Consider the following 24,495-nt stretch of genomic DNA (forward strand, 5'->3'; position numbering starts at 1 on the left):
CCGTCCTCGCCATGACCCGCAGGACCCAGGCCGAACGCCGTGAAGCGAGTCGCGCCGACCTGATCGCGGCGACGCTCGAGCTCATGGAGGAGGTCGGCTACGCCGGCGTCTCCGTGGCCGAGGTCTGCCAGCGGGCCGGCCGTTCGGTGGGCACGCACCTGCACCACTTCGGCACCAAGGCGGCGCTCGTCGCAGCCGCTGTCGACGCGCTCGCCGCCCGGCGGATCGCCGACGTACGGGCCGATCTCGAGCGCGAGCCCCGGCGCGGGGTGGCGGCGGCGCTCGACGTGGTCTGGCAGTTCTACGCCGGCCCGACCTTCGTCATCGCCCTCGAGCTCTGGGTCGCTGCGCGGACCAACCCCGACCTGCGCGAGCACCTGCTCGCCGTCGAGGAGCGCATCGATCGCGAGGGAGTCGCCCTGGCCGCGTCGATCGCGCCGGAGCTGACCACGCCGGCGGGTGCGCTCGCCGGCCGTCACGCCGTCGCGACCATGCGCGGCCTCGCCATGCGACGCGCCCTCTACGTCGATGTCGACCTCGACGCCGACTGGCGCTCCCTCAAGCCCCTGCTGCTGACCACCTTCACCGCCACCACCACCTCGGAGGATCCCCGATGACTGCCGATGTCGCCCTCGAAGCGCAGACCGCCGAGCAGGCCCTCGTCGACCGCGTGCAGGCCGCCAAGGCCGCCCTGAGCGACGAGGCGCGCGCTGACAAGGTCGCCAAGCAGCACGCCCGCGGCAAGCTGACCGCGCGCGAGCGGATCGCCTACCTGGCAGGCGAGGAGTTCGTCGAGTTCGGAGGTCTCGCCGGGCCTGGCCCGTCCAACAACGGGTCCGCGCCGCTCGTGGCGCCGGCCGACGGCGTCATCACCGGCATCGGGTACGTCGACGGCCGCCCGGTCGCGATCGCGGCGTTCGACTTCACGGTGCTCGGCGGCAGCAACGGTGCGGTCGGGATGGCGAAGGTCATGCGGATCGCCGACCGGGCGCTCCACGACCGGATCCCGATGGTGCTGCTCCACGATGGAGGCGGCCACCGGATGCAGGAGGCGCTCGACTCGCGTCTCGCGGCCCCCGGCTCCGAGCTGCTGATGAAGATGTGCGACCTCTCCGGTTACGTCCCGCTGGTCTCCGCGATGCTCGGGCCCGGCTTCGGGGCCCCGGGCAACCTGGCGGCCTGCTGCGACTTCGTGGTCATCGTCCGGGGCCAGGGCACGATGGGCCTCTCCAGTGACTTCCTGGTCAAGAACGGCACCAGTGAGGAGGCGACCAACGAGGAGCTCGGCGGGGCCGACAACTGCGCCCGCCGCGGCGTGGTCGACCTCGCCGTCGACGACGAGCACGAGGCGCTCGACGCGATCAGGCTCTACCTCTCCTACCTTCCCTCCTGGCAGGACGGCGCGCAGAACCTCGGCGACACCGATGCCGGTCCCGGCCACCTCGCCGACCGCCTCGACACCCTGATCCCGGCAAACATGCGCCAGGCCTACGACGTCCGCGACGTCATCGAGGGGCTCGCCGACGACGAGACGGTCTTCGAGATCAAGCCCGGCTACGCCCCCAACATGGTCTGTGCCTTCGTCCGTCTCGCCGGCCGTCCCGTCGGCATCGTCGCCAACCAGCCGCAGGTCTTCGGCGGCGCCATCGACGGCCCCGCGTCGGAGAAGCTCGGCGGCTTCGTCGCGGTCTGCGACACCTTCGGCCTGCCGGTCGTCGTCCTCATCGACATGCCCGGCTTCCAGGTCGGCACGGCGGCCGAGGAGAGCCGGCTCGTACGCCGCAGCGCGCGCATCGCCTTCGAACTGGCCAACGCGACGGTCCCCCGCGTGGTGATCACCACCCGCAAGGCGTACGGCGCGGCGTACGTCGTGATGGGTGGCGGCCGCAGCATCGACGCGGACCTGAGCCTGGCCTGGCCGACCGCCGAGCTCTGCGCGATCCCGGTCGAGAGCGCGGTCGACATCGCCTTCAAGTCCGTCTACCTCGACGACCCCGAGCCGGAGAAGAAGCGGGCGGAGTTCATCGAGCTGATGCGGGCCAACATCGACCCGCTGCTCGGTGCCGACGGCTTCGGCATCGACGACGTGGTGCTCCCGAGCCAGACCCGGCGCCTGCTGATCGAGACGTTCGCCCGGGTGGTGCCCCGTCGCGCTCCCCGCGTGCCCGGCAAGCGCCGTACGATCGCGCCGGCCTGACCACAAGGCCAGGCTCGCGTGACCACAAGCCCCACCTCGGCGCCGAAGTGTGGCTTGTGGTGCGCCGAAGTGGGCCTTGTGGTCACGCATGCGCGACGCTCGATCTCCAGGGCTCGGAGATGTGACCGGAAGCACGGGTACACCTTCCGCGGAGGTGGGGCTACCATTCACCGGGTACACGGTGTACCAATCCACTCAGTGAGGAACCCTGATGGCTGAAGCATTCATCTACGACCACGTGCGTACGCCGCGTGGCCGTGGCAAGAAGACCGGCTCGCTCCACGAGGTGAAGTCGATCGACCTCGTCGTCACGCTCATGAAGGCGATCGAGGAGCGCAACGAGGGCCTCGACACCGCCGGCATCGACGACGTCATCCTCGGCTGCGTCACGCCGATCGGTGACCAGGGTTCCGACATCGCACGCGTCGCCGCCGTGAAGGCCGGCCTCGCCGAGTCCGTCGCCGGCGTCCAGATCGACCGCTTCTGCGCCTCCGCGCTCGAGGCCGTCAACCAGGCTGCGGCCCGCGTCCGCTCCGGCTGGGAGGACCTGATCCTCGCCGGTGGCGTCGAGGCGATGAGCCGCGTGCCGATGGGCTCCAACGGTGGCGCCTGGGCCATGGACCCGAAGACCTCGCTCGACACGTACTTCGTGCCGCAGGGTGTCTCCGCCGACCTGATCGCCACCCTCGACGGCTTCAGTCGTGAGGACTGCGACGCCCTCGCCGCCCAGTCGCACCAGCGCGCTGCCAAGGCCTGGGCCAACGGCTACTACGACGACTGCGTCGTTCCGGTGACCGACGCCAACGGCCTCGTCGTTCTCGACACGGACGAGACCATCCGCCCGGACACGACCGTGGAGGGCCTGAGCGGCCTCCGTCCGTCGTTCGTCGCCATGGGCGTCGACGCCGGCTTCGACGACGTCGCGCTGTCGAAGTACACCCAGCTCGAGAAGATCAACCACGTCCACCACGGCGGCAACAGCTCCGGCGTCGTCGACGGTGCCTCGCTGATGCTGATCGGCTCCGAGGAGGCGGGCAAGAAGCACGGCCTGACCCCCAAGGCCCGCATCGTCGCCACCGCCGTCATCGGCTCCGAGCCGACGATCATGCTCACTGGTCCTGCCCCGGCGGCGTACAAGGCGCTCGAGAAGGCCGGCCTGACGGTCGAGGACATCGACCTGTGGGAGATCAACGAGGCGTTCGCCGCTGTTGCCCTCCGCTTCATGAAGGACATGGGCATCAGCCAGGACGTCACCAACGTCAACGGCGGCGCCATGGCCATGGGTCACCCGCTCGGTGCCACCGGCGCGATCATCCTCGGCACGCTCGTCGACGAGCTGCAGCGCCAGGGCAAGCGCTACGGCCTGGCCACGCTCTGCATCGGTGCCGGCATGGGCATCGCGACCATCGTCGAAGCTCTCTGAGCAGCGGACTGAGAAGGAAAGACACAGACATGACTGAGCAGACCGCTGTTCGCGTTGAGATCGATGCCGACGGCATCGCCACGCTGACCCTGGACGACCCCAACCAGTCGGCCAACACGATGAACGAGCTGTACGTCAGCTCGATGGACGCTGCTGTGAACCAGCTCGTCGCCGACGCCGACAAGATCACCGGCGTCGTCATCGCCTCCGCGAAGAAGACCTTCTTCGCCGGCGGTGACCTCAAGGGCATGATGGCCATCCGCAAGGAGAACGCCCAGGAAGTCTTCGACATGGTCGAGGGCGTCAAGGCGAGCCTGCGCAAGCTCGAGCTCCTCCAGAAGCCCGTCGTCGCTGCCATCAACGGCGCCGCGCTCGGCGGTGGCCTCGAGATCGCGCTCGCCGCCAACTACCGCATCGCGGTCGACGGCAAGTACTCCATCGGCCTCCCCGAGGTGAAGCTGGGCCTGCTGCCCGGCGGCGGTGGCGTCACGCGCATCACCCGCATGTTCGGCCTGGCGACCGCGCTCATGGAGATCCTGGGCCAGGGCACGGAGTTCAAGCCGGCCGCTGCCCAGGCCAAGGGCCTGGTCAACGAGATCGTCGCCACGCAGGACGAGCTGATCCCGGCCGCCAAGGCGTGGATCAAGGCCAACCCCGAGGCGTGGGCCCAGCCGTGGGACACCAAGGGCTACAAGATCCCGGGTGGCACCCCCGCGCACCCGTCGCTCGCGGGCATGCTGCCGGCGTTCGCGCCGATGCTGAAGAAGCAGATCAAGCAGGCTGACTACAAGGCCCCGAAGGCGATCCTCGCGGCTGCCACCGAGGGCCTGCAGGTCGACTTCGACACCGCCTCGCGCATCGAGTCGCGCTACTTCACCTCGCTGGTCACCTCGCAGCAGGCGAAGAACATGATCCAGGCGTTCTTCTTCGACCTCGGCTCGATCAACGCGGGCAAGGAGCGTCCGGAGGGCGTCGAGAAGTACGTTCCCCAGAAGGCGATCGTCCTCGGCGCGGGCATGATGGGCGCGGGCATCGCCTACGTCCTGGCGCGCGCGGGTGTCGAGGTCGTCCTCAAGGACGTCACCATCGAGGCCGCCGAGAAGGGCAAGGCCTACACGGCCGCCATCAACGAGAAGGCCGTCTCGCGCGGCAAGCTCACCCAGGAGAAGGCAGACGAGATCCTCAACCGGATCACGCCGACCATCGACCCGGCGGACGCCAAGGACTGCGACACCGTCGTCGAGGCGGTCTTCGAGAACGTCGAGCTCAAGCAGAAGGTCTTCAACGAGGTCATCCCGTTCCTCGCGCCGAACGCCCTGCTCTGCTCCAACACCTCGACCCTGCCGATCACCGAGCTCGCCAAGGGCATCGACGGCGAGGGCAACGCGGCCCGCTTCATCGGCCTGCACTTCTTCTCGCCCGTCGACAAGATGCCGTTGGTCGAGATCATCCGCGGTGGCGAGACGTCGGACGAGTCGCTCGCCCAGGCGTACGACATCACGCTGCTGATCAAGAAGACCCCGATGATCGCCCACGACTCGCGTGGCTTCTACACCTCGCGCGTCATCGGCACCCAGATCGAGGAGGGCCTCGCGCTCCTGCTCGAGGGTCAGCACCCGCTCTCGATCGAGCGCGCTGCCACGTCGGCCGGCTTCCCGGTCGGCCCGCTCCAGATCACCGACGAGCTCAACATGGAGCTCATGGTCAAGATCGCCACGGCCACGCGCGCTGCGCTCGGCCAGGAGGAGCTGACCACGACGGAGAAGGTCGTCAACAAGATGATTGAGGCCGGTCGTCCGTCCAAGCTCAAGGGCGCGGGCTTCTACGAGTACGTCGACGGCAAGCGCGGCTCGATCTCGCCGGTCGTCGCCGAGCTCTTCCCGCTCGCGGACGAGCAGTACCCGATCCAGGACATGCGCGACCGCATGATGTTCCGCGAGGCCATCGAGACGGCCAAGACGTTCGAGGAGGGTGTCGTCACGTCCGCCGCCCACGCGAACATCGGCTCGATCTTCGGCATCGGCTTCCCGCCGCTGACCGGTGGCGCCGCGCAGTTCATCACCGGCTACGACGCCGCTGACGGCACCTACGGCATCGAGGCGTTCATCAAGCGCGCCGACGAGCTGGCCGACACGTACGGCGAGCAGCTCCGCCCGACCGCGAAGCTGCGCGAGATGGCGAAGAACGGCGAGTCCTTCCCCGCCTGATCCACAGCACACCCGAAACCCGGGTTCTGGTCCGCCGGAACCCGGGTTTCGGCGTCTTCAGACCCGGGTTCCGGCGGCGCGCTCAGTTGGCGGCCGGGCCGAGCACCTTGCGGCACTTCTCCTGCGCCTTGCCGAAGGCATCACGAGGCGCAGCGGATGCCCCCTTGAGGTTGGCTGCCAGGACCGAGGCGTGCAGCTCGTCGTCGAGCTTCTCGGCGCAGGCGACGTACTTGTCCCACGCGGCGGAGTCGGCGGTGGGGTAGGACGATGCCCAGGCCTCGGTGTTCTTGCGCCAGTCCCAGCAGTCGACGGTGGCGTCGGCGATCTTCGTGGCGACGTCCTTGTCGAACTGGCCGTTGAGCTGCGCGATGTGCTCCTCGGTGAGCGCACCCGCCTTGGTGAGCTCGTCCACGCCGATGGTCTCGACGATCTGCTTCGCGGTGCACTCGGCCTGCTCGGCCGGGAGCTGGAAGGCGATCTGCGAGCCCAGGGCGGCGATCGCGATCTCGTCGTCGCTGCCGCCTCCGCACGCGGTCAGCCCGAAGGCCGAGGTGAGGAGGGCGAGGCCGAGGGCGGAAGTGGTCAGGTGCATGGCGGGGAGTCAACCACGTCCCGCGCAACAACTGGTCCTGAACGAGGCCAGATCCGGCCTGTCGACGCGGTTTCAGGACCAGTTGCCGCGCGGCCGGGCTCAGAAGGCATGTGCCACCAGCTCGGCGTACAGGTCCTGGGGATCGACGGCGAGGCCACGGCTGCGGAACCACCCGCAGACGTTCGTGCAGTCACGGAGCAGGAACTCCATGCCCGCCGCGTTGCCGACCAGGTCCACGACCTGCGGGAGGTCGATCACGACCAGCCGCTCGCCCGCGGCCAGCAGGTTGTACGCCGACAGGTCGCCGTGGACGAGGCCGGCCTGGGTGAGCGTGTGGAGCGCGTCGCGGAGCTGCTCGTAGTAGCTCTCCAGGACGTCGTGACCGGGCCGGGTCTGGGCGAGCCGGGGCGCGGTCTCGGGCCCGTCGTCGCCCTCGACGCTGATCCACTCCATCAGCAGCTCGGTGCCGTCGAGCTGGACCGGGTAGGGCACGGGGAGGCCCAGCTGCCAGCAGCGGACCAGGGCGCTCCACTCGGCGCCCGCCCACTCGGCGTTCGCGACGGTGCGGCCCCAGGTCGACTTCCGCTTGAGGGCGCGCTCGTCGCGGCTCCGCTTCGTCGACCGGCCCTCGGTGTAGGCCGCCGAGCGGTGGAAGCTGCGGTGGTCGCTGGTCCGGTAGCGCTTGGCGACCATCACGGTGGCCTGGTCAGGATCGTGCGGGTCGGCGCGCTCGAGCAGGAAGGCGTCGGCCTCCTTGCCGGACTTGAGGACGCCGAGCTCGGTGTCGATGGCGCCCTGGCTGGTCACGACCCAGGAAGGTCGGGGCTCGGGTCCGCGGCAGAGGGGGTCGACGTCGAGCCACGTGGACCATCGGCGCCCCGGGCCGAGTGCGTCGTCGTTGTCGGGATCGCCCTCGTCGTACGGGACGAAGGAGGTGATGAAGGCCGGGTCGATGCCGGCGAACCTGTCGCGGGGGTGCGACGGCTCAGGTGAGGAGAGCTCCTCGAGCTGCATGGGTGCTCCTGCGGGAGAAGTGGTGGTCGGCGGGGAGGCCGAAGACAGCGATGGACATGTCACTTCTCCTTTCGGGCAGCTCCTGGCGGAGCGAGAGGCCGACCGTACGACGCCGGCGCCACGCCGTGCCACTGATTTTCTTGCGCATACTCGGTATGCATACCTAGTATGCATCCACCGGGGTTCCGGAAGGGGGAAGAGATGTCAGTACGACACGCACTGCTGGCGCTGCTGGAGCAGGGGCCGATGTACGGCTACCAGCTGCGCACCGAGTTCGAGGGGCGCACCGGCTCCACGTGGCCGCTCAACATCGGGCAGGTCTACACGACGTTGGCGCGCCTGGAGCGCGACGGCATGATCGAGGCTGCCTCCTCGGAGGAGGGCCAGGTCGATGCCGACAGCGAGACCAACGGCGACGGCGGCAAGCGCCGCTACGCCATCACGACCGACGGCCGCGTCGAGGTGGCGACGTGGTTCGACGAGCCGGTCGGCCGTGGCGAGCCGCCGCGCGACGAGCTGGCGATCAAGCTGGCCATCGCGGTGACCATCCCCGGAGTGGATGTCGCGAGCCTCGTCCAGCGCCAGCGCACCGCGACGATGAACGCCCTCCACGACTACACCCGCCTCAAGCGGGACGTGGGGACCGAGGAGCCGGCCGACCTGGCCTGGAGCCTGGTCCTCGACTCCCTCATCTTCAACGCCGAGGCGGAGATCCGCTGGCTCGACCACTGCGAGGCGCGACTTGCGCGCCGCGCCACGTCCCTCTCCACCGTCGCCGAGGAGGCAACGCGATGACTGCTCCGATCTTGACCCTTGCCGACGTCACCCGCGTCCACGGCAGCGGCGCCGCCGAGGTCCACGCCCTCCGTGGGGTCACCGTCACCGCCGCCCCCGGAGAGCTCGTCGCGGTCATGGGCCCCTCGGGCTCGGGCAAGTCGACGCTGCTCCACCTCGCCGGCGGCCTCGACCTGCCCACCTCCGGCGACGTCATCGTCGAGGGACGCTCGCTCGTCGGCCTCTCCGTCGCGCAGCGCGCGAAGCTGCGGCGTACGGCGGTGGGCTACGTCTTCCAGGACTTCAACCTCGTGCCGGCGCTGACGGCACTGGAGAACGTCGCCCTGCCGCGCGAGCTCGACGGGGTGAGCTCTGCCGTGGCGCGGAAGGAAGCGCTGGCTGCGCTGGAGGAGGTCGGCGTCGCCGCCGCTGCGGACCGGTTCCCCGATGACATGTCGGGTGGTCAGCAGCAGCGCGTCGCCATCGCTCGTGCGCTGGTCGGTGAGCGTCGCCTGATCCTCGCGGACGAGCCGACGGGCGCCCTCGACACCGCCACGGGCGAGGAGATCCTGCAGCTGCTCCGCTCCCGCTGCGACGCCGGCGCCGCTGTCGTCATGGTCACCCACGAGCCCCGGCACGCGGGCTGGGCCGACCGCGTGGTCTTCCTCCGCGACGGCGTCGTCGTCGACGAGTCGGGCCGTACGTCGGGTCCCGAGGACCTGCTCGCGGTGGACGGTGCGCGGTGAACGGGCCGCTCACCGGCTGGCGGGTGCTGCTGCGCATCGCGTGGCGTGACGTCCTGCGGAACAAGGGGCGCTCCGCGCTGATCCTGGTCATGATCGCGCTGCCGGTGCTGGGCGTGACGGCGGCGCACGCGGTCATCTCGACCGCTGATGTCAACACCGTCGAGGGGCTGGACCGCCGGATCGGCACGGCCGACGCGCTCCTGGAGGTGCAGGCCGGCGGCCGCGTCATCCAGGGCGCGGACCCGCACGACGGGGGCGGCTGGGCCGGTGACGAGGACGGTGGACCCGACCGGGCGGCCACTCCGGCCGACATCGCGGACGTGCTCGGGCCCGACACGAAGCTGGTGCCCTGGCGCCAGGACTGGGTCAACACGGTCCTCGACAGTCGCCTCGTCAACGTCTCCGTGATGTCGGCCGACCTGCGGGAGCCCGCGTTCGACGGCATGTGGGAGCTGACGTCGGGCCGTGTCCCCGAGCGCACGGGCGAGATCCTGGTCAACCAGGAGCTGGTGGACCGGGGCGTTGCGATGGGCGACACCCTCGACCTGCCGGGTGCGAAGGGGCTCGAGGTCGTCGGCGAGGCCGAGGACGCGGGCTACCGCGGTGAGCCGTCTGCCTGGGCATTCCCGGGCAGCCTCACAGCGGACCCGCGCCAGCGGCTCTCGCACAATGTCGACAACTATCTCGTCGAGACCGAGGGCGGGGTCGACTGGACCCAGGTCCGCGCGCTCAACGCGATCGGCGTGCAGGTGCTCAGCCGCGACGTCGTCGCCGACCCGCCGTCGAAGAGCCAGCTCCCCGAGGAACTCGCGTACGACGACTACGACGACCGGATGATCGCCGCGACGGTGGTGCTGGTCGTGACGATGGCGCTGCTCGAGGTGATCCTGCTCGCCGGTCCGGCGTTCGCCGTCGGTGCCCGGCGCATGCAGCGCCACCTCGCCCAGGTCGCCGCGACCGGCGGCACACCCGCACAGGTACGCCGGGCGGTGCTGGCCACCGCCGTCGTCCTGGGTGGCATCGCGGCAGGCATCGGCCTGCTCGGCGGCATCCTCGTCGGGCGCCTCGGCGTACCGATCGCCCAGCACTTCGACAAGTCCGTCTTCGGTCCCTTCGACCTGGTCTGGACCCAGCTGCTCGGCATCGCGCTGCTGGGCTGGATCAGCGCCGTGGTCGCGGCGTTCGTGCCTGCCTGGATCGCCTCGCGCCAGGACGTCGTGAAGGTGCTCGCCGGCCGTCGTGGCGACCGCGCTCCGAGCAAGGCGTCGCCGGTGGTCGGCGCCGCACTCTTCGCTGCGGGCGTCGGCGTGGCGGTGCATGGCACGCGCCAGAACATGTGGGGCGAGGTCTGGGTCGCCGGCTCCGCCGTCCTGGTCGTCGTGGGCGCGGTGCTGCTGCTCTCGCCGGTGGTCGCGCTGGTCAGCCGGTTCGCCGGCCGGGCGCCGCTGCCGCTGCGCTACGCGGCGCGCGATGCTGCACGGCACCGTGCGCGCACCGTGCCGGCCATCGGAGCGGTGATGGCGACGGTGACCGGAGTCGTCGCCCTCGGCATCGCCAACGCCAGCGACGCGGAGCAGTCGCGCGAGACGTACCAGCCGTCGGCCGCGCTCGGCGCTGGCTACGTCAGCTACGGCACCGATTCCTACGAGCCCTCCGCCCGACCGGAGGTCTGGAAGAAGGTCGACGAGGTCACCTTGAAGGCCTTCCCCGGGGCGAGCGTCGTCCGTGGCCTGCGTCTGGAGGACGGCATGGGCGGCCCCGCTACGACCCTCAGCCTCGAGGAGGGTGACGGGCCCGGGCTGCTCAGCGGCTGGAGCAGCGACTACGGGCAGTGGGTCGTCTCCGACACGGTGCCGGACGCCGACCTCGGCATCGTGGATGCCGACGAGCGGAAGGAGGCGTCGACTGCGCTCGCCGCCGGCAAGCTCGTCCTCTTCACCGATGGCGACGCGGCCGCGATGGCGAAGGAGATGGACCTCCCGGCCCCCGACGTCGACCTCACCTCCGCGGTGCTGGAGACCTGGAAGTACGACGGCTACGGCCGGGGCAAGTCCGGTCCCGGCGTCACCGTGCCCGCGACCGTGGTCGAGGTGGACCACGCCCGCACGACCGGCATCCTGCCGACCGCGATGGCCGCGCGCTTCGGGGTACCCGTCGAGCAGGTGGCGATCTCGGTGCCGGGCCCGGTGTCGAAGGCCGAGGAGCAGGCGCTGGAGGCGGCGCTCGGAGCGGCCGGCGTGCCCGACGCCGGGATGTACGTCGAGCGTGGCTACAGCGACAGCCGGGAGACGCTCCTGATGCTCCTCGTGCTGGCCGCGGTCGGTGGGCTGCTGATGGTCGGCGGCACGCTGACGGCGACCTTCCTCGCGCTCTCCGACGCGGCGCCCGACCTCGCCACGCTCTCGGCCGTCGGTGCGGCTCCGCGGGAACGACGCCTGGTGGCGGCTTGCTACGCCCTCGTCGTCGGCGGGGTCGGAGCAGTGCTGGGTGCGCTGGTCGGCCTCGTGCCGGGCATCGCGGCCACGTGGCCGATGACGGGGCACTCATGGGAGTACGGAGCTCCCAGCCACTACCTCGACATCCCGTGGCTGCTGATCCTCGGCGTCGTCGTGGGGCTCCCGCTCCTCACCGCACTCGTGGTCGGGCTCTGCGCCCGGTCGCGGCTCCCGCTGGTGGCGCGCATCGACTGAGCGCGCTGCACCCGGACCAGCGGGGGCATGGACACGACGCGGGCGGGGCTCCTCGGGGGAGGGCCTCGCCCGCGTCGGCTTTCACCTTGCCTCCGCGCCCTTGTCGTGGTCACCGCGCCTCTGCAGAGGCGCAGGGGCCACGAGTACAGCGCGTTCCCGCCGGCGGCGGGCGGATCAGCGGTGTCGGACGCCGGCGGCGATCCCCAGCAGCTGCGCCTCCGTGAGGGCGCCCGGCGCCTGGACCTGGAACGGCTGCCCATCGCGAGCCGTCGCCTCCAGCACCCACTGCGTGCCGCCGTCGGTCTCCTGCTGGCCGAACGTGGCGGGCCGGCCGTCGATCGTCGTCCGCTCCACGCCGGTGGCTGCGTACGCGCCGGCGAAGTCCGCGGTGAGCTGGTCGAGCAGCGCCACGGTCAGCCGCTCGGGGCCGTACTCGCCCGACTGCGTGAGCGTCAGGATGCGATCTGCCTTGTAGAACGTCGGCATCCAGCCGGACGGAGCGACGGTGAGGCTCAGGTCGACGGGCTGCGGCTTCTCCCGCAGTGCCTCGACGAAGGAGAGCACCGTGTCGGGCTCGGCGTAGGGGCCGCTGCCGGTCACCCACGTCTCGCCTTCGGTGTCGTCCTCCCAGGCGACGGTGACCGCGGGGGCGCCGTTGCGCTCCCGCTCGAAGACCTTGGCCGGTTCGCCGTTGACCTCGGCGTCACGGGCGTTCGACGGCAGGTCCCAGTCGCTCTCGATCTGCGTGAAGATGCTGAAGCCGCTTCCGCTCTCGCCGTAGACCACCCCGAAGTGGCCGAGGTCCTTGTCGAAGACCGGGTCCCCGAGCCCCGCGGGCACCGTGGCCGGCGTCCAGGGGAAGGTCAGCGGGTCGACGGCGGCGAGGGCGATCGAGTCGTCGGAGCCCACCAGCGCAGGGGTCACGGCGACGCCGACGGCGCCTGCAGCGACCACCGAGGCGGCGACGAGGAGCGGCAGCCGGCGGGTCCGGCGTACGGCGGGGGAGGGCGCGTCGATCGCGGCAGCGAGGCGGGCGCGGGCGGCAGCGAGCGTGGTGTCGCTGGGCTCCACGGCCGAGGGGCCGAAGGTGTCGAGGAGGTCGAGGTCGTTCATCGCAGTTCTCCCTGCAGGTCGTCGAGGACGGGGCGCAGCTGCTGGCGCGCCCGGTGGAGGCGGGACCGCACGGTCCCGAGGGGGATGCCGAGGGCGGCGGCCACCTCGGTCTGGTCGAGCTGGGCCCAGGCCAGGAGGAGGAGCACGTCGCGGTCGGCCGGCTTGAGCTCTCCGAGTGCTGCGGCGAGTCGTGGGCGCAGGGTGCTCGCGTCGGCGAGAGCGACGGCATCGTGGGACGCGTCGGGCGAGACGAGCGCGAGCGGCGTACGGCCAAGGGCGCGGTAGCGGGTCGCCTCGGCGCGATGGTGCCGGCGGACCAGGTTGGCTGCGATGCCGTAGAGCCAGGGACGGGCGTCGGCGAGCTCGGCCCGGTAGCGGTGGCGTTGTTCGAAGGCGGTGACGAAGAGCTCGCCGAGCAGGTCGTCGGCGAGGTCGCCGAGCCGGCGGGCCAGGAAGCGGTGCAGCTCGCGTGAATGGCGCTCGAAGAGGGTGCCGAAGGCGTCCGGGTGCGTCAGCGACAGCGCGATGACCGCGTGGTCGTCAGCTGGCTGCACGGGGTCCTCCGGTGGGCTCAGGGCCAGGTCGTGGGATCTCATGACCAGTCCATCGCACTTCGAGGCGATCGTGTTCACGCGCGCCGCCGACTACCGCGCCCTTATGTGCACTTCGGCGCCCGTGTGCGGGCGCCGAAGTGCAGGCAACTCCGCTTTACAGCTGGCTGTCAGGCGCGCTTGACCACCACGGTCGTCAGGACCTTGTCCGTCAGCGTCTGCACCTTCGGCTTGTCCCACAGCGGCCAGAGGTAGTCGAGGTAGACGGCCTGGTTGATGAGCGCGTGCAGCAGCCACCGGCCCAGGCAGCTGCCCCAGCCGGGCGCGGCGCCCGTGTTCTCGTCGACGACCCAGAGGCCCTTCTTCGCCTTGCCCCAGGTCTGGCCGGTGCGGCCCTGGCGCACGACGTAGTTGCGGACCTGCCGGACGAAGAGCCAGACATAGCCGACCAGGATGGCGATGACACCGGCGAAGAGCATCGCCGTGGCGGCGCCGTCGGTGTCGTAGTCGCTGCTGCTGGCGATGCCGAGCGTCAGCAGCACGACGCCGGCCAGCATCGTCACGAACGCCGGCCAGAGGTAGACGAGGTCCCACAGCGTCGCGAGGGCGCGGTCGCCCCACGTGGCGTACGTCGAGGTGGGCTGCGGGGCGGGCGCGCCGTACGGGAGGGGCTGCTCGGTCATGGCCGCACCTTCTCACGTCGGGCCTGCGTGCGCAGCCGATGCGAACCCTGCAGGTTCACGCCGCCTCGGCGTGCATCGCGTGCAGGTTCACGCCGCCTCGGCGTACATCGCGTGCAGGTTCGGGCCGCCTCGGCGCACGAGCGCATCAGTAAAAGTCAGGCTTGACTGTTTCTAAGTGGGTGGGACACCCTGTACCCGTGACCCAGACGACCGCGCGCGTTCCCCAGGAGGAGCGCACCCGGGCGATGCGGGCCCGGCTCCTCGAGGCCACCATCCAGTGCCTCATCGATGCCGGCTTCGCTGGCACGTCGACGACCCTGGTCTCGAAGATGGCCGGGGTCAGCCGCGGTGCCCAGCTCCACCACTTCCCGACGAAGAACGACCTCGTCGTCGCCGCGGTGCGGCACCTCTACGACCAGCGGGCAGCCGAGTTCGAGGCGGCCCAGCGCGACCTCCCGGTCGGCGACGGCCGGACCCGCGCCGTGCTCGGCGCGCTGGCGGAGTACGTCACGTCGCCGTTCTTCACCGCCGCCCTCGAGCTGTGGGTCGCGGCGCGGAGCGACGAGCAGCTCCTCGCCGCCGTGGCGCCGCTCGAGATCGAGACCGGCCGCGGCCTCCACCGGATCGCGGTGGAGCTGCTCGGCGTCGACGAGTCGCGTCCGGGTGTCCGCGTGCTCGTCCAGGCGACCCTCGACCTGCTGCGCGGCCTCGGCCTCGCCAACACGCTCGGCGACGACTCCGCCCGGCGCGCCCGCATCCTCGACCAGTGGGCCCAGGCCCTCGACCGTGAACTGAAGGAGCTCGGATGAACGCCGTGCTGGAGGGGGTCCTCGCGGACCTCCAGGAGGAGAGCGCGTACGTCGAGTCGCTGCTCGCCGACCTCGACGAGGCGGGCTGGCGCACCGCGACCCCCGCGGAGGGCTGGGACGTCGCCACCACCGTCGCCCACCTGCTCTGGACCGACGAGTCCTCGGTGAAGGCGATCGCCGGCACGCTGCTGGTCAACGGCGAGGCCGACAAGGAGCCGTGGGACGCCCTGGTCATGGACGCCTTCGGCGACCCGACGGGCTTCGTCGACACCGCCGCCCTCACGATCGCCAAGACCCACACCGGCACGGAGCTGCTCGAGCGCTGGCGGGCCTCCAAGGCCGCGCTGGCCGCCGCGCTCCGCACCGTCCCCGACGGCCAGAAGCTGATGTGGTTCGGCCCGCCGATGGCACCCGCGTCGATGGCGACCGCACGCCTGATGGAGACGTGGGCACACGGCCTCGACGTCGCCGACGCCGTCGGTGCCGCGCACTCGGTCACCGACCGGATCCGCCACGTGGCCAGCATCGGCTTCCGCACCCGCAACTTCGCCTTCGCCCAGAACGGGCTCGAGGCGCCGGCCGAGCCGATTCGGCTCGAGCTCACGCTGCCGTCGGGCGCGCCTCTGGTCTTCGGACCGGACGACGCAGACTGGTCGGGACAGACGGTGACCGGGTCGGCGTACGACTTCGCGGCGCTGGCCACCCAGCGCGTGCACCGCGACGACACCGACCTCGTGGCCACCGGCGCCGACGCCGAGACGTGGCTGACCATCGCGCAGGCCTTCGCCGGCCCCACCGGCGGCGGCCGCGCACCGAAGACCGCATCCACCGAGGAGGGCACGGCATGACGAACCCCGTCCGCATCGGCAACTGCTCCGGCTTCTACGGCGACCGCCTCTCGGCGTTCCGCGAGATGCTCGAGGGCGGCCAGCTCGACTACCTGACCGGTGACTACCTCGCCGAGCTGACCATGTTGATCCTCGGCAAGGACACCTTCAAGGACCCGAACCTCGGCTACGCGCGCACCTTTGTGCGGCAGGCGGAGGACGCCCTCGGCGTTGCGCTCGAGAAGGGCGTCAAGGTCGTCGTCAACGCCGGCGGCCTCAACCCGAAGGGCCTGGCGGAGAAGCTCGCCGAGGTCAGCAACGGCCTCGGCCTCTCCCCGAAGATCGCCTACGTCGCAGGCGACGACATCCGCAGCCAGACCGAGGCGCTGGGCCTCGCGCACGAGCAGTACGGCAACCCGCTGACGGCCAACGCCTACCTCGGCGCCTTCGGCATCGCCAGCGCGCTCGACAAGGGCGCAGACCTCGTCGTCACGGGCCGGGTCACCGACGCGAGCGTCGTGGTCGGCCCCGCGATCCACCACCACGGCTGGACGCCAGAGTCGTACGACGCGCTCGCCGGCGCGGTCATCGCCGGCCACATCATCGAGTGCGGCACCCAGGCCTGCGGCGGCAACTTCTCGGGCTTCCTCGAGCTGCCGGAGGGGGCCCGGAGCAAGCCGCTCGGCTTCCCGATCGCCGAGATCGCCGCGGACGGCTCGATGGTGATCACCAAGCACGAGGACACCGGCGGCGCCGTCACGGTCGACACGGTCACCGCCCAGCTGGTCTACGAGATCCAGACGACGAAGTACCTCAACCCCGACGTCACCGTCGACCTCACGACGATGGCACTCTCGCAGGAGGCACCCGACCGGGTCAGGGTCGAGGGCGTCACCGGTGACCTCCCGCCCGCGAAGCTGAAGGCCTGCCTCAACTACTTCGCCGGCTACCGCAACTCGATGGAACTGATCCTCACCGGCCTCGACGTCACGGAGAAGGCGGCCTGGATCCAGGCGCAGGCGACCGCGGCGTTCGGCGAGAAGGGCCCGGCGCGCGTCGTCTGGTCCGACGTCGTCCAGCCCGACACCGACGCCACGACCCAGGAGGCGGCCTCCGCGATCCTGCGGATCACGGCGTTCGACACCGACGCGGCCAAGGTCGCCAAGGGGTTCACCGGCCCGATCATCGAGCAGGTCCTCGGCTCCTACCCCGGCTTCGCCCCGACGCGGATGCCCGGCCCCGGCACGGCGTACGGCGTCTACACCCCGGCGTACGTCGAGCGCAGCGTCGTCGAGCACACGGTGGTCCACCACGACGGCTCGGTCGAGGTGATCGCGGACCCGAAGGTGAGCGACCAGCCGCTCGACCGGACCCAGGGGCTGCGGCCGTCGCCGTTCCCCTCGCCGGCCGACACGCTGACCCGGCGCCTCCCGCTGGGGACCTTCGTCCACGGCCGCTCGGGCGACAAGGGCGGCGACGCCAACATCGGCCTCTGGGTCAAGCGCGACGGGCACCCGAGGTACGCCGAGCGCGTCACCTGGCTCACGAAGTACCTGAGCCCGCGCAAGGTGCGCGAGCTGATCCCCGAAGCCGCCGACCTCGACATCGAGGTCTACCCGCTGCCCAACCTGGGCGGCGTCAACATCCTCATCCACGGCCTCCTCGACGAGGGAGTCGCGGCCACCGCCCGGTTCGACCCGCAGGCCAAGGGCCTCGCGGAGTGGGTCCGCGGACGCATGGCCAACATCGAAGGGAGCCTCCTGTGAACTACTCGCCCACCTACGGCTGGACCGAGGAGCAGCTCGCGCTGAAGCACTCCGCGATGGAGTTCACGCGGCGCGAGGTCACGCCGTACCTGGAGCGGTGGGAGAAGGACGGCGAGATCCCGCGCGAGTTCCAGAAGAAGCTCGCCGCGGCCGGGCTCATGGGCGTCGGCGTCCCCGAGGAGGTCGGCGGCGACGGCGGCACCCTCGTCGACGTCTGCGCCATGCAGGAGGGCTTCATGGAGGCCGGCTGGTCCGGCGGCCTGATGGCCTCGGCGTACACGCACGGCATCGCGATCCCGCACATCATCCAGAACGGCTCGAAGGAGCTCATCGACACGTGGGTGCGCCCGGTCCTGACCGGGGACCTGATCGGCTCCCTCGGTGTGACCGAGCCGGGCACCGGCTCCGACGTCGCCGGCATCACCACCCGCGCCGTGCGCGACGGTGACGAGTGGGTGATCAACGGATCGAAGATGTTCATCACCTCCTCCGTGCGCGGCGACTTCGTCACGACCGCCTGCCGCACCGCCGACACCGGTGCCCACGGCATCTCGCTGATCGTCGTCCCCAAGGGCACGCCCGGCTTCTCGGTCGACAAGAAGCTCGACAAGATGGGCTGGCTCGCCTCCGACACCGGCCTGCTGACGTACGACGACGTGCGCGTCCCGGTCACCAACCTCGTCGGCGAGGAGAACCACGCGTTCTACTACATCGCCAACAACTTCGTCACCGAGCGGATCTGGCTCGCGCTGATGGGCTACGGCCACGCGCTGCGCTGCCTCAACCTGACGGCGCAGTACTGCCAGGACCGCGCGACGTTCGGCAAGCCGCTCGCGGCAAACCAGGTGGTCCGCGCCAAGCTCGTCGAGATGCGCCGCCAGGTCGAGATCGCCCGGACCTACACGCTCGAGGTCGCCCGCCGGTACGACGCCGGGGAGAACGTCATCGCGGAGGCCTGCATCGCCAAGCAGACCGCGGTCGACACGTCGGTCTGGGTCGCCAACGAGGCGGTCCAGCTTCACGGCGGCATGGGCTACATGCGCGAGGCGGAGGTCGAGCGGCACTACCGCGACGTACGGCTCCTGCCCATCGGCGGTGGATCGACGGAGGTCCTCACCGACCTCGCAGCCCGGCTCTTCGGCTACGCGGCAGGGAAGAAGGCATGAGCGCCGAGGTGTCGGAGGCAGTGGAGGTCACCCCCGAGCTGACCCCCGAGCAGCGCCGCCGCGAGGCGATGCTGGCCAAGATCGCCCACATCGACGAGCAGAACCAGAAGGCTGTCGAGGCCGGCGGCAAGTACATCGCCCGGCACCACGAGCGCGGCAAGCTGACCGCGCGGGAGCGGATCGAGCTCCTCGTCGACGAGGGATCGGCGTTCCTCGAGCTGATGCCGCTCGCCGGCTGGGGCTCCGACTTCGCGGTCGGCGCCTCGATGGTGACCGGCATCGGCGTCGTCGAGGGCGTCGAGTGCATGATCGTCGCCAACGACCCCACGGTGAAGGGCGGCGCCCTCAACCCGATGTCGCTGCGCAAGTCGTTCCGCGCGGCCGAGATCGCCGAGCGCAACTGGCTGCCGACCATCAACCTCACCGAGTCCGGCGGCGCCGACCTGCCCACCCAGAAGGACATCTTCATCCCGGGTGGCAAGGGGTTCCGCGACCTCACCCGGGCCAGTGCCCGCAAGCAGCCGACGATCTCGGTGGTCTTCGGCAACTCGACCGCGGGTGGCGCCTACGTCCCCGGCATGAGCGACTACGTGATCATGGTCAAGGAGGCCGCGAAGGTCTTCCTGGCCGGCCCGCCGCTGGTCAAGATGGCGACCGGCGAGGAGTCCGACGACGAGAGCCTCGGCGGCGCCGAGATGCACTCCCGCATCTCCGGCTCCTCCGACTTCCTCGCCGTCGACGAGCACGACGCGCTCCGGCTGGCCCGCCGCTGCGTGGCCCGCCTCAACTGGCGCAAGAAGGGCACCTCGCCCGACCCCACGTCGTACGCCGATCCCGACGGTGATCCCGAGGAGCTGCTCGACCTCTTCCCCGAGGACCTCAAGGAGCCGTTCGACCCGCGCGACGCGATCCTCCGCATCGTCGACGGCACGTCGGCGACCAATGGCACGCCGTTCGACGAGTTCAAGCCGCTCTACGGCACGGCACTCTGCGTCGGCTGGGCGAAGCTCCACGGCCGTCCCATCGGCATCATCGCCAACGCGCGCGGCGTCCTGATGAGCGAGGAGGCCCAGAAGGCGGCCCAGTTCATCCAGCTCGCCAACCAGAAGGACACCCCACTGCTCTTCCTGCACAACACGACCGGCTACATGGTCGGCGCGGAGTACGAGCAGGGCGGCATCATCAAGCACGGCGCGATGATGATCAACGCGGTCTCCAACTCGAAGGTCCCGCACCTGACGGTGATCATGGGCGCCTCCTTCGGCGCCGGCAACTACGGCATGAACGGCCGGGCCTACGACCCGCGCTTCCTCTTCACCTGGCCCTCCGCCAAGTCCGCGGTGATGGGCCCGGCGCAGCTCGCCGGCGTCATGGAGATCGTGGCCCGCGAGTCCGCGGAGAAGAAGGGCCAGCCGTGGAACCAGGAGGAGTTCGAGGGGATCAAGGCCTTCGTCATGCAGATGGTCGAGGACCAGTCGCTGCCCGAGTTCCTCTCCGGCCTCGTCTACGACGACGGCGTCATCGACCCGCGTGACACCCGGACGGTGCTGGGCATCTGCCTCTCCGTCATCGACAACCAGCCGATCGAGGGCGCCATGAACTTCGGCGTCTTCCGCATGTGATGGGGCACCACGTGACTGACACCCGAACGATCACGCGTCTCCTTGTCGCCAACCGTGGCGAGATCGCGCGCCGCGTCTTCCGCACCTGCCGCGAGCTCGGCATCGACACGGTCGCGGTCTTCTCGTCCGCGGACGAGGGCATGCCGTTCGTGCGCGACGCCGACCAGGCCGTGCACCTGGCCGGCAACACCCCTGCCGAGACCTACCTGCGCGGTGACCTCGTCATCGCGGCCGCCCTCGCGACCGGTGCCGACGCCATCCATCCGGGCTACGGCTTCCTCTCGGAGAACGCCGCGTTCGCCCGCGCCGTCGTGGACGCCGGCCTCACATGGGTCGGCCCGGCTCCGGACTCCATCGAGAAGATGGGCTCGAAGATCGAGTCCAAGAAGCTCATGGAAGCCGCCGGCGTCCCGGTGCTCGGCTCGCTCACCTCCGACACGGCGACCGAGGCCGACCTGCCGCTGCTGGTGAAGGCCTCCGCCGGTGGTGGCGGCCGTGGCATGCGGATCGTGCAGGCGCTCGTCGACCTCCCCGGCGAGATCGAGAAGGCCTCCTCCGAGGCGGCCTCGGCGTTCGGCGACGGCACCGTCTTCGTCGAGCCCTACATCCAGACCGGCCGCCACATCGAGGTCCAGGTCATGGGTACGCCGGACGGCGCGGTCGTCTTCGGTGAGCGCGACTGCTCCGTCCAGCGCCGCCACCAGAAGGTGATCGAGGAGGCGCCGGCCCCGGCGCTCCCGGACGCCACGCGCAAGGCCCTCCACGAGGCGGCCAAGTCGGCCGCCGAGGCGATCGACTACCGGGGTGCCGGCACGGTCGAGTTCCTCTACGACGTCGCCAAGGACCGCTTCTACTTCCTGGAGATGAACACCCGGCTCCAGGTCGAGCACCCGGTCACCGAGGCCGTGTACGGAGTCGACCTGGTCGCGCTGCAGATCGCCGTCGCCGAGGGCCGTGACCTCTCCGGCTTGAGTGCTGGTGTTGATGTATCCGGCGGAGGGCCCGGCACTCAAGGCCCGAAGGGGCACGCCATCGAGGTGCGCCTCTACGCCGAGGACCCGGCCAACGGCTACCAGCCGCAGTCCGGTCGCATCACGCGCTTCGAGCTGCCCGGGGTCGTCAGCGAGTTCGAGACCCTGCGCCACGGCATCCGGCTCGACTCGGGTGTCGGCGCCGGCGACGAGATCGGCACCTTCTACGACGCGATGATCGCCAAGGTGATCGCCTTCGCGCCCACCCGCGAGCAGGCGCTGCGCCAGCTCGCCGGGGCCCTCGCGAAGGCGGAGCTCCACGGCCTGACGACCAACCGTGACCTGCTGGTCAACCTGCTCCGCTCGGAGGAGGTCACCCAGGCGACCATGCACACCACCTGGCTCGACGGTGCAGACCTCGCTCTCCTCGGTGCCCCCGTCGGTGGCGCCGACGCCGTACCGCTCTCGGGCTTCGCTGCCGCCGTGGCGCTGGCCGAGCGGGCACGCCTCGCGAGCCCTGTCCAGAGCCGGATCCCGGCCGGCTTCCGCAACGTGGTCTCGCAGCCGCAGCGCACGGTCTTCCTGCGCGGTGACGACGAGGTGGTCGTCGAGTGGCTCGGTGGCCGCTCGTTCGCTGCGCCGGCCCACCCCGACCTGCGGGTCGGCTGGGTGCGCGTCGCCACCGATGGCCCGGTCGAGGTCCTCCTCGAGGCGGGTGGCGTGCGGCGTACCTTCACCGTCTTCGCCGAGGGCGACGCCGTCGACGTCGAGTCGTCGCTCGGCCACGTCGCGCTGCGGAAGAAGTCGCGGTTCGTCGATCCGTCGAGCCAGGTTGCCGAGGGGTCACTCCTCGCGCCGATGCCCGGCTCGGTCGTCGCCGTCCACGCCGCCGTCGGTGACGTTGTCGCCGAGGGCCAGCCGCTGCTGGTCATGGAGGCCATGAAGATGCAGCACACCATCGCCGCGCCGTACGCCGGCACGGTCACCGAGCTGGACGTCAGCGCGGGCCAGCAGGTCGAGGCGGGCACCGTGCTCGCCGTCGTCGAAGCCACCCCCGAGAGCTCCGAGGAGGAGAACTGATGAGCACCATGTTCACCGAGCCCGAGGAGCGCGTCGCCCTGCGTGAGGCCGTGCGGAAGCTGGCCGGCACGTACGGCCGCGAGTACGTCGAGAAGCAGGCCCGCGAGGGCGGCAAGACCACCGAGCTCTGGAACGAGATGGGCCGCAACGGCTTCCTCGGCGTCAACCTCCCCGAGGAGTACGGCGGCGGGGGCGGTGGCATGGGCGACCTCGCGGCCGTCCTCGAGGAGGCCGCGGCCGCCGGTGCGCCGCTGCTGATGATGGTGGTCAGCCCCGCGATCGTCGGCTCGATCATCGCCCGCTGCGGCACCGAGGAGCAGAAGAAGCACTGGATCCCGCAGATCGCGTCGGGCGAGGTGACGGCGGCGTTCGGCATCACCGAGGCCGACGCCGGCTCCAACGCGCACAACATCACCACGACCGCCTCGCGTGACGGCGACGAGTGGGTGATCAACGGCCAGAAGACGTTCATCTCCGGCGTCGACGAGGCGCAGGTGATCCTGATCGTCAGCCGCACCGAGGACGCCAAGACCGGCAAGCTGAAGCCGGCCCTCTTCATGGTGCCGACGGACGCGCCGGGCTTCAGCAAGCAGGTGATCCCCATGGCGTGGAAGGCCCCGGAGAAGCAGTTCACGCTCTTCCTGGACAACGTCCGCGTGCCCGCTGACGCGCTCGTCGGGGACGAGGACGGCGGGCTCTGGCAGCTCTTCGCCGGTCTCAACCCGGAGCGGATCATGGGTGCCGCGATGTCGTGCGGCCTCGGCCGCTACGCGCTCGAGAAGGCGGTCACGTACGCGAAGGAGCGTTCGGTCTGGAAGGACGCCCCGATCGGCGCCCACCAGGGCATCCAGCACCCGCTCGCGAAGGCAAAGATCGAGCTCGAGCAGGCGCGTCTGCTCTGGCAGAAGGCCGCAGCGCTCTACGACGCGGGCGACGACTTCGGGGCGGGCGAGTACGCCAACATGGCGAAGTACGCCGGCGGCGAGGTCTCCTGCACCATCACCGACGTCGCTGTCCACACCCACGGTGGCAACGGGATGACCGAGGAGTACGGCCTGGCCAACCTCCTGGTCGCAGCCCGCCTGGGCCGGATCGCCCCGGTGTCGCGCGAGATGATCCTCAACTTCGTGGCCATGCACTCGCTCGGCCTGCCGAAGTCCTACTGAGGTCAGTCAGCCGCCCAGCTGTAACGCGGTGTTCCCGGGGCTTCTGCGGGTCTGCAGAGGCGCAGAAGCCACGAGGACACCGCGTTACAGCTGTGGGCGGCGCGCGTCAGAAGGTGCCTGAGCCGAGCACCACGACCAGCCACCCGAGGCCGACCGCAGCAGCGACCGCCAGCAGGCGACGCGCCAGCTCCTGCCGGTGCGTGAAGCCCAGGGCCAGGCCGGCGATCCCGACCGTGGCCGCGGGCGCGACGAAGAGGAACTGCGCGGTGTACCGCCAGCGGTCGTGGCTCCAGACGCCGCCGGTGCAGTACTCGTCGCTGCACCCGATCGCGAAGAGCACGTACGAGATGAGCGCCCAGTAGCCGAGGACGCCGAGCGCCAGGACGCTGAGCACGATCCGCGCCGCCAACGGCACGCGCGACGTGGGGGTGTCGGTCATGGCCCGAGTCTGGCAGCGCAGAGGCCCGTGCACATGGCTTTCAGGAGTCCGGAATGCCCGGAGTCCTCCGGGTTTGCCGCGTGAGACCTGCCACCAAAGTTGCAGGTCAGCGCCCTTCTCTGCCTACGGTCGACGGGATGACCCAACCGAACAGCGCCACCCTCCGCCCCATCCGCCAGCAGGACTTCGACTCGATCATCGAGCTCAACCAGAGCGCCCTCGAAGGTGTCGGCGAGCTCGACCACGAGGGCCTCGCGCTGCTCGTGAAGCAGGCCGACCAGGCGCTCGTCTGCGAGGACACCGGAGACATCGCTGGCTTCGTGATCACCCTGCCGCCGGGCTCCGTCTACGACTCCAGCCGTTACGACTGGTTCGAGAAGCGCCTCGACGACTACGTCTACCTCGACCGGATCGTCGTCTCGCGCGACCACCGCCGCAAGGGCGTCGCCTCCCGCCTGTACGACGCGGTGGAGGCGAACCTCCCCGTCGCGCTCGAGGTCTACGACACCAACGAGCCCTCGCTGGAGTTCCACCGGCGCCGCGGCTACCTCGAGGTCGGCCAGCTCGAGCACGCCGGCAAGACGAACCTGATGATGCTCAGGGCCTCCTGAACCCGGGGGTCGTCCGCGTGAGGCCTGCCAAGGTGGTCGGCCTCAGGC

At 70.6% G+C, this 24,495-nt stretch carries 22 protein-coding genes; 15 read left to right on the top strand and 7 right to left on the bottom strand.

What is annotated here, in order from left to right:
* The first annotated feature begins 11 nt into the window (after positions 1–11).
* The 4 genes from VLF38_RS10245 (at position 12) to VLF38_RS10260 (ending at position 5,827) form a co-directional block, all read left to right on the top strand.
* Entirely contained in the window at positions 12–617 is a 606-nt protein-coding gene (locus VLF38_RS10245; protein WP_325271163.1) for a TetR/AcrR family transcriptional regulator, read from the top strand.
* A complete protein-coding gene (locus VLF38_RS10250; RefSeq protein ID WP_325271164.1) occupies positions 614–2,197 on the top strand; it encodes an acyl-CoA carboxylase subunit beta in 1,584 nt (527 codons plus the stop codon). The genes VLF38_RS10245 and VLF38_RS10250 overlap by 4 nt, the downstream gene beginning before the upstream one ends.
* A 211-nt stretch (positions 2,198–2,408) precedes the next feature.
* Positions 2,409–3,620 carry an acetyl-CoA C-acetyltransferase gene (locus VLF38_RS10255; RefSeq protein ID WP_349255579.1) on the top strand — a complete coding sequence of 404 codons (1,212 nt, stop codon included), beginning with the start codon at positions 2,409–2,411 and terminating at the stop codon, positions 3,618–3,620.
* Between the two features lie 29 nt (positions 3,621–3,649).
* Positions 3,650–5,827, top strand: coding sequence for a 3-hydroxyacyl-CoA dehydrogenase NAD-binding domain-containing protein (locus VLF38_RS10260; RefSeq protein WP_325271165.1), 2,178 nt, complete (start codon positions 3,650–3,652; stop codon positions 5,825–5,827).
* Between the two features lie 82 nt (positions 5,828–5,909).
* Here the strand turns inward: VLF38_RS10260 and VLF38_RS10265 are convergent, their stop codons facing one another.
* From VLF38_RS10265 to VLF38_RS10275, 3 genes are all read right to left on the bottom strand, one after another.
* The gene (locus tag VLF38_RS10265) at positions 5,910–6,419 is read right to left on the bottom strand and encodes a hypothetical protein (RefSeq protein WP_325271166.1); all 510 of its coding nucleotides are present in this window, start codon (positions 6,417–6,419) and stop codon (positions 5,910–5,912) included.
* Between the two features lie 99 nt (positions 6,420–6,518).
* Positions 6,519–7,433, bottom strand: a complete 915-nt coding sequence (locus VLF38_RS10270; protein ID WP_325271167.1) for a serine protein kinase RIO — start codon at positions 7,431–7,433, stop codon at positions 6,519–6,521.
* Positions 7,405–7,581 carry a hypothetical protein gene (locus tag VLF38_RS10275; protein WP_325271168.1) on the bottom strand — a complete coding sequence of 59 codons (177 nt, stop codon included), beginning with the start codon at positions 7,579–7,581 and terminating at the stop codon, positions 7,405–7,407. Before VLF38_RS10275 ends, VLF38_RS10270 begins: the two co-directional genes overlap by 29 nt.
* A 53-nt stretch (positions 7,582–7,634) precedes the next feature.
* Here VLF38_RS10275 and VLF38_RS10280 point away from each other — a divergent pair, with 53 nt between their 5' ends.
* Genes VLF38_RS10280 through VLF38_RS10290 form a run of 3 tightly spaced genes read left to right on the top strand, consistent with a single transcriptional unit; the run spans position 7,635 to position 11,643 of the window.
* Entirely contained in the window at positions 7,635–8,228 is a 594-nt protein-coding gene (locus VLF38_RS10280; protein ID WP_325271169.1) for a PadR family transcriptional regulator, read from the top strand.
* Complete coding sequence (locus VLF38_RS10285; protein WP_325271170.1) at positions 8,225–8,953, top strand: ABC transporter ATP-binding protein; 729 nt, start codon at positions 8,225–8,227, stop codon at positions 8,951–8,953. Before VLF38_RS10280 ends, VLF38_RS10285 begins: the two co-directional genes overlap by 4 nt.
* Positions 8,950–11,643 carry an ABC transporter permease gene (locus VLF38_RS10290; protein WP_325271171.1) on the top strand — a complete coding sequence of 898 codons (2,694 nt, stop codon included), beginning with the start codon at positions 8,950–8,952 and terminating at the stop codon, positions 11,641–11,643. Before VLF38_RS10285 ends, VLF38_RS10290 begins: the two co-directional genes overlap by 4 nt.
* Before the next feature lie 174 nt (positions 11,644–11,817).
* Here the strand turns inward: VLF38_RS10290 and VLF38_RS10295 are convergent, their stop codons facing one another.
* The 3 genes from VLF38_RS10295 to VLF38_RS10305 all read right to left on the bottom strand — a co-directional run bounded on the left by VLF38_RS10295 (position 11,818) and on the right by VLF38_RS10305 (position 13,990).
* Positions 11,818–12,756, bottom strand: a complete 939-nt coding sequence (locus VLF38_RS10295; protein WP_325271172.1) for a hypothetical protein — start codon at positions 12,754–12,756, stop codon at positions 11,818–11,820.
* On the bottom strand, positions 12,753–13,352 hold the full coding sequence (locus VLF38_RS10300; protein ID WP_325271173.1) for an RNA polymerase sigma factor: 600 nt from the start codon (positions 13,350–13,352) through the stop codon (positions 12,753–12,755). The genes VLF38_RS10295 and VLF38_RS10300 overlap by 4 nt, the downstream gene beginning before the upstream one ends.
* 125 nt (positions 13,353–13,477) lie before the next feature.
* Entirely contained in the window at positions 13,478–13,990 is a 513-nt protein-coding gene (locus VLF38_RS10305; RefSeq protein WP_325271174.1) for an RDD family protein, read from the bottom strand.
* Between the two features lie 197 nt (positions 13,991–14,187).
* Between VLF38_RS10305 and VLF38_RS10310 the strand changes: the two genes are divergently transcribed.
* Genes VLF38_RS10310 through VLF38_RS10340 form a run of 7 tightly spaced genes read left to right on the top strand, consistent with a single transcriptional unit; the run spans position 14,188 to position 23,397 of the window.
* On the top strand, positions 14,188–14,799 hold the full coding sequence (locus tag VLF38_RS10310) for a TetR/AcrR family transcriptional regulator (protein WP_325271175.1): 612 nt from the start codon (positions 14,188–14,190) through the stop codon (positions 14,797–14,799).
* Positions 14,796–15,647 (top strand): TIGR03084 family metal-binding protein, encoded by an 852-nt coding sequence (locus VLF38_RS10315; RefSeq protein WP_325271176.1) that lies wholly within the window; start codon positions 14,796–14,798, stop codon positions 15,645–15,647. The genes VLF38_RS10310 and VLF38_RS10315 overlap by 4 nt, the downstream gene beginning before the upstream one ends.
* Positions 15,644–17,392, top strand: a complete 1,749-nt coding sequence (locus VLF38_RS10320) for an acyclic terpene utilization AtuA family protein (RefSeq protein WP_325271177.1) — start codon at positions 15,644–15,646, stop codon at positions 17,390–17,392. Before VLF38_RS10315 ends, VLF38_RS10320 begins: the two co-directional genes overlap by 4 nt.
* Complete coding sequence (locus tag VLF38_RS10325) at positions 17,389–18,558, top strand: acyl-CoA dehydrogenase family protein (RefSeq protein ID WP_325271178.1); 1,170 nt, start codon at positions 17,389–17,391, stop codon at positions 18,556–18,558. Before VLF38_RS10320 ends, VLF38_RS10325 begins: the two co-directional genes overlap by 4 nt.
* A complete protein-coding gene (locus VLF38_RS10330) occupies positions 18,555–20,180 on the top strand; it encodes an acyl-CoA carboxylase subunit beta (RefSeq protein ID WP_414689385.1) in 1,626 nt (541 codons plus the stop codon). Before VLF38_RS10325 ends, VLF38_RS10330 begins: the two co-directional genes overlap by 4 nt.
* 11 nt (positions 20,181–20,191) lie before the next feature.
* Positions 20,192–22,231, top strand: a complete 2,040-nt coding sequence (locus VLF38_RS10335; protein ID WP_325271179.1) for an acetyl/propionyl/methylcrotonyl-CoA carboxylase subunit alpha — start codon at positions 20,192–20,194, stop codon at positions 22,229–22,231.
* On the top strand, positions 22,231–23,397 hold the full coding sequence (locus tag VLF38_RS10340) for an acyl-CoA dehydrogenase family protein (RefSeq protein WP_325271180.1): 1,167 nt from the start codon (positions 22,231–22,233) through the stop codon (positions 23,395–23,397). Before VLF38_RS10335 ends, VLF38_RS10340 begins: the two co-directional genes overlap by 1 nt.
* Before the next feature lie 106 nt (positions 23,398–23,503).
* Here VLF38_RS10340 and VLF38_RS10345 read toward each other — a convergent pair whose 3' ends face one another.
* Positions 23,504–23,836 carry a hypothetical protein gene (locus VLF38_RS10345; RefSeq protein WP_325271181.1) on the bottom strand — a complete coding sequence of 111 codons (333 nt, stop codon included), beginning with the start codon at positions 23,834–23,836 and terminating at the stop codon, positions 23,504–23,506.
* A 137-nt stretch (positions 23,837–23,973) separates the two neighbouring features.
* Between VLF38_RS10345 and VLF38_RS10350 the strand changes: the two genes are divergently transcribed.
* The gene (locus VLF38_RS10350; RefSeq protein WP_325271182.1) at positions 23,974–24,447 is read left to right on the top strand and encodes a GNAT family N-acetyltransferase; all 474 of its coding nucleotides are present in this window, start codon (positions 23,974–23,976) and stop codon (positions 24,445–24,447) included.
* Positions 24,448–24,495 lie beyond the last annotated feature (48 nt).

Origin of the sequence: Nocardioides sp. (assembly GCF_035481145.1) — a bacterium.
Lineage (GTDB): Bacteria > Actinomycetota > Actinomycetes > Propionibacteriales > Nocardioidaceae > Nocardioides.

What these genes read in the sequence shown, in the direction of transcription:
- VLF38_RS10245 (WP_325271163.1), top strand. Translation starts at nt 12, where the DNA reads ATGACCCGCAGGACCCAGGCCGAACGCCGTGAAGCGAGTCGCGCCGAC.
- VLF38_RS10250 (WP_325271164.1), top strand. Translation starts at nt 614, where the DNA reads ATGACTGCCGATGTCGCCCTCGAAGCGCAGACCGCCGAGCAGGCCCTC.
- VLF38_RS10255 (WP_349255579.1), top strand. Translation starts at nt 2,409, where the DNA reads ATGGCTGAAGCATTCATCTACGACCACGTGCGTACGCCGCGTGGCCGT.
- VLF38_RS10260 (WP_325271165.1), top strand. Translation starts at nt 3,650, where the DNA reads ATGACTGAGCAGACCGCTGTTCGCGTTGAGATCGATGCCGACGGCATC.
- VLF38_RS10265 (WP_325271166.1), bottom strand. Translation starts at nt 6,419, where the DNA reads ATGCACCTGACCACTTCCGCCCTCGGCCTCGCCCTCCTCACCTCGGCC.
- VLF38_RS10270 (WP_325271167.1), bottom strand. Translation starts at nt 7,433, where the DNA reads ATGCAGCTCGAGGAGCTCTCCTCACCTGAGCCGTCGCACCCCCGCGAC.
- VLF38_RS10275 (WP_325271168.1), bottom strand. Translation starts at nt 7,581, where the DNA reads ATGCGCAAGAAAATCAGTGGCACGGCGTGGCGCCGGCGTCGTACGGTC.
- VLF38_RS10280 (WP_325271169.1), top strand. Translation starts at nt 7,635, where the DNA reads ATGTCAGTACGACACGCACTGCTGGCGCTGCTGGAGCAGGGGCCGATG.
- VLF38_RS10285 (WP_325271170.1), top strand. Translation starts at nt 8,225, where the DNA reads ATGACTGCTCCGATCTTGACCCTTGCCGACGTCACCCGCGTCCACGGC.
- VLF38_RS10295 (WP_325271172.1), bottom strand. Translation starts at nt 12,756, where the DNA reads ATGAACGACCTCGACCTCCTCGACACCTTCGGCCCCTCGGCCGTGGAG.
- VLF38_RS10300 (WP_325271173.1), bottom strand. Translation starts at nt 13,352, where the DNA reads ATGAGATCCCACGACCTGGCCCTGAGCCCACCGGAGGACCCCGTGCAG.
- VLF38_RS10305 (WP_325271174.1), bottom strand. Translation starts at nt 13,990, where the DNA reads ATGACCGAGCAGCCCCTCCCGTACGGCGCGCCCGCCCCGCAGCCCACC.
- VLF38_RS10315 (WP_325271176.1), top strand. Translation starts at nt 14,796, where the DNA reads ATGAACGCCGTGCTGGAGGGGGTCCTCGCGGACCTCCAGGAGGAGAGC.
- VLF38_RS10320 (WP_325271177.1), top strand. Translation starts at nt 15,644, where the DNA reads ATGACGAACCCCGTCCGCATCGGCAACTGCTCCGGCTTCTACGGCGAC.
- VLF38_RS10330 (WP_414689385.1), top strand. Translation starts at nt 18,555, where the DNA reads ATGAGCGCCGAGGTGTCGGAGGCAGTGGAGGTCACCCCCGAGCTGACC.
- VLF38_RS10340 (WP_325271180.1), top strand. Translation starts at nt 22,231, where the DNA reads ATGAGCACCATGTTCACCGAGCCCGAGGAGCGCGTCGCCCTGCGTGAG.
- VLF38_RS10345 (WP_325271181.1), bottom strand. Translation starts at nt 23,836, where the DNA reads ATGACCGACACCCCCACGTCGCGCGTGCCGTTGGCGGCGCGGATCGTG.
- VLF38_RS10350 (WP_325271182.1), top strand. Translation starts at nt 23,974, where the DNA reads ATGACCCAACCGAACAGCGCCACCCTCCGCCCCATCCGCCAGCAGGAC.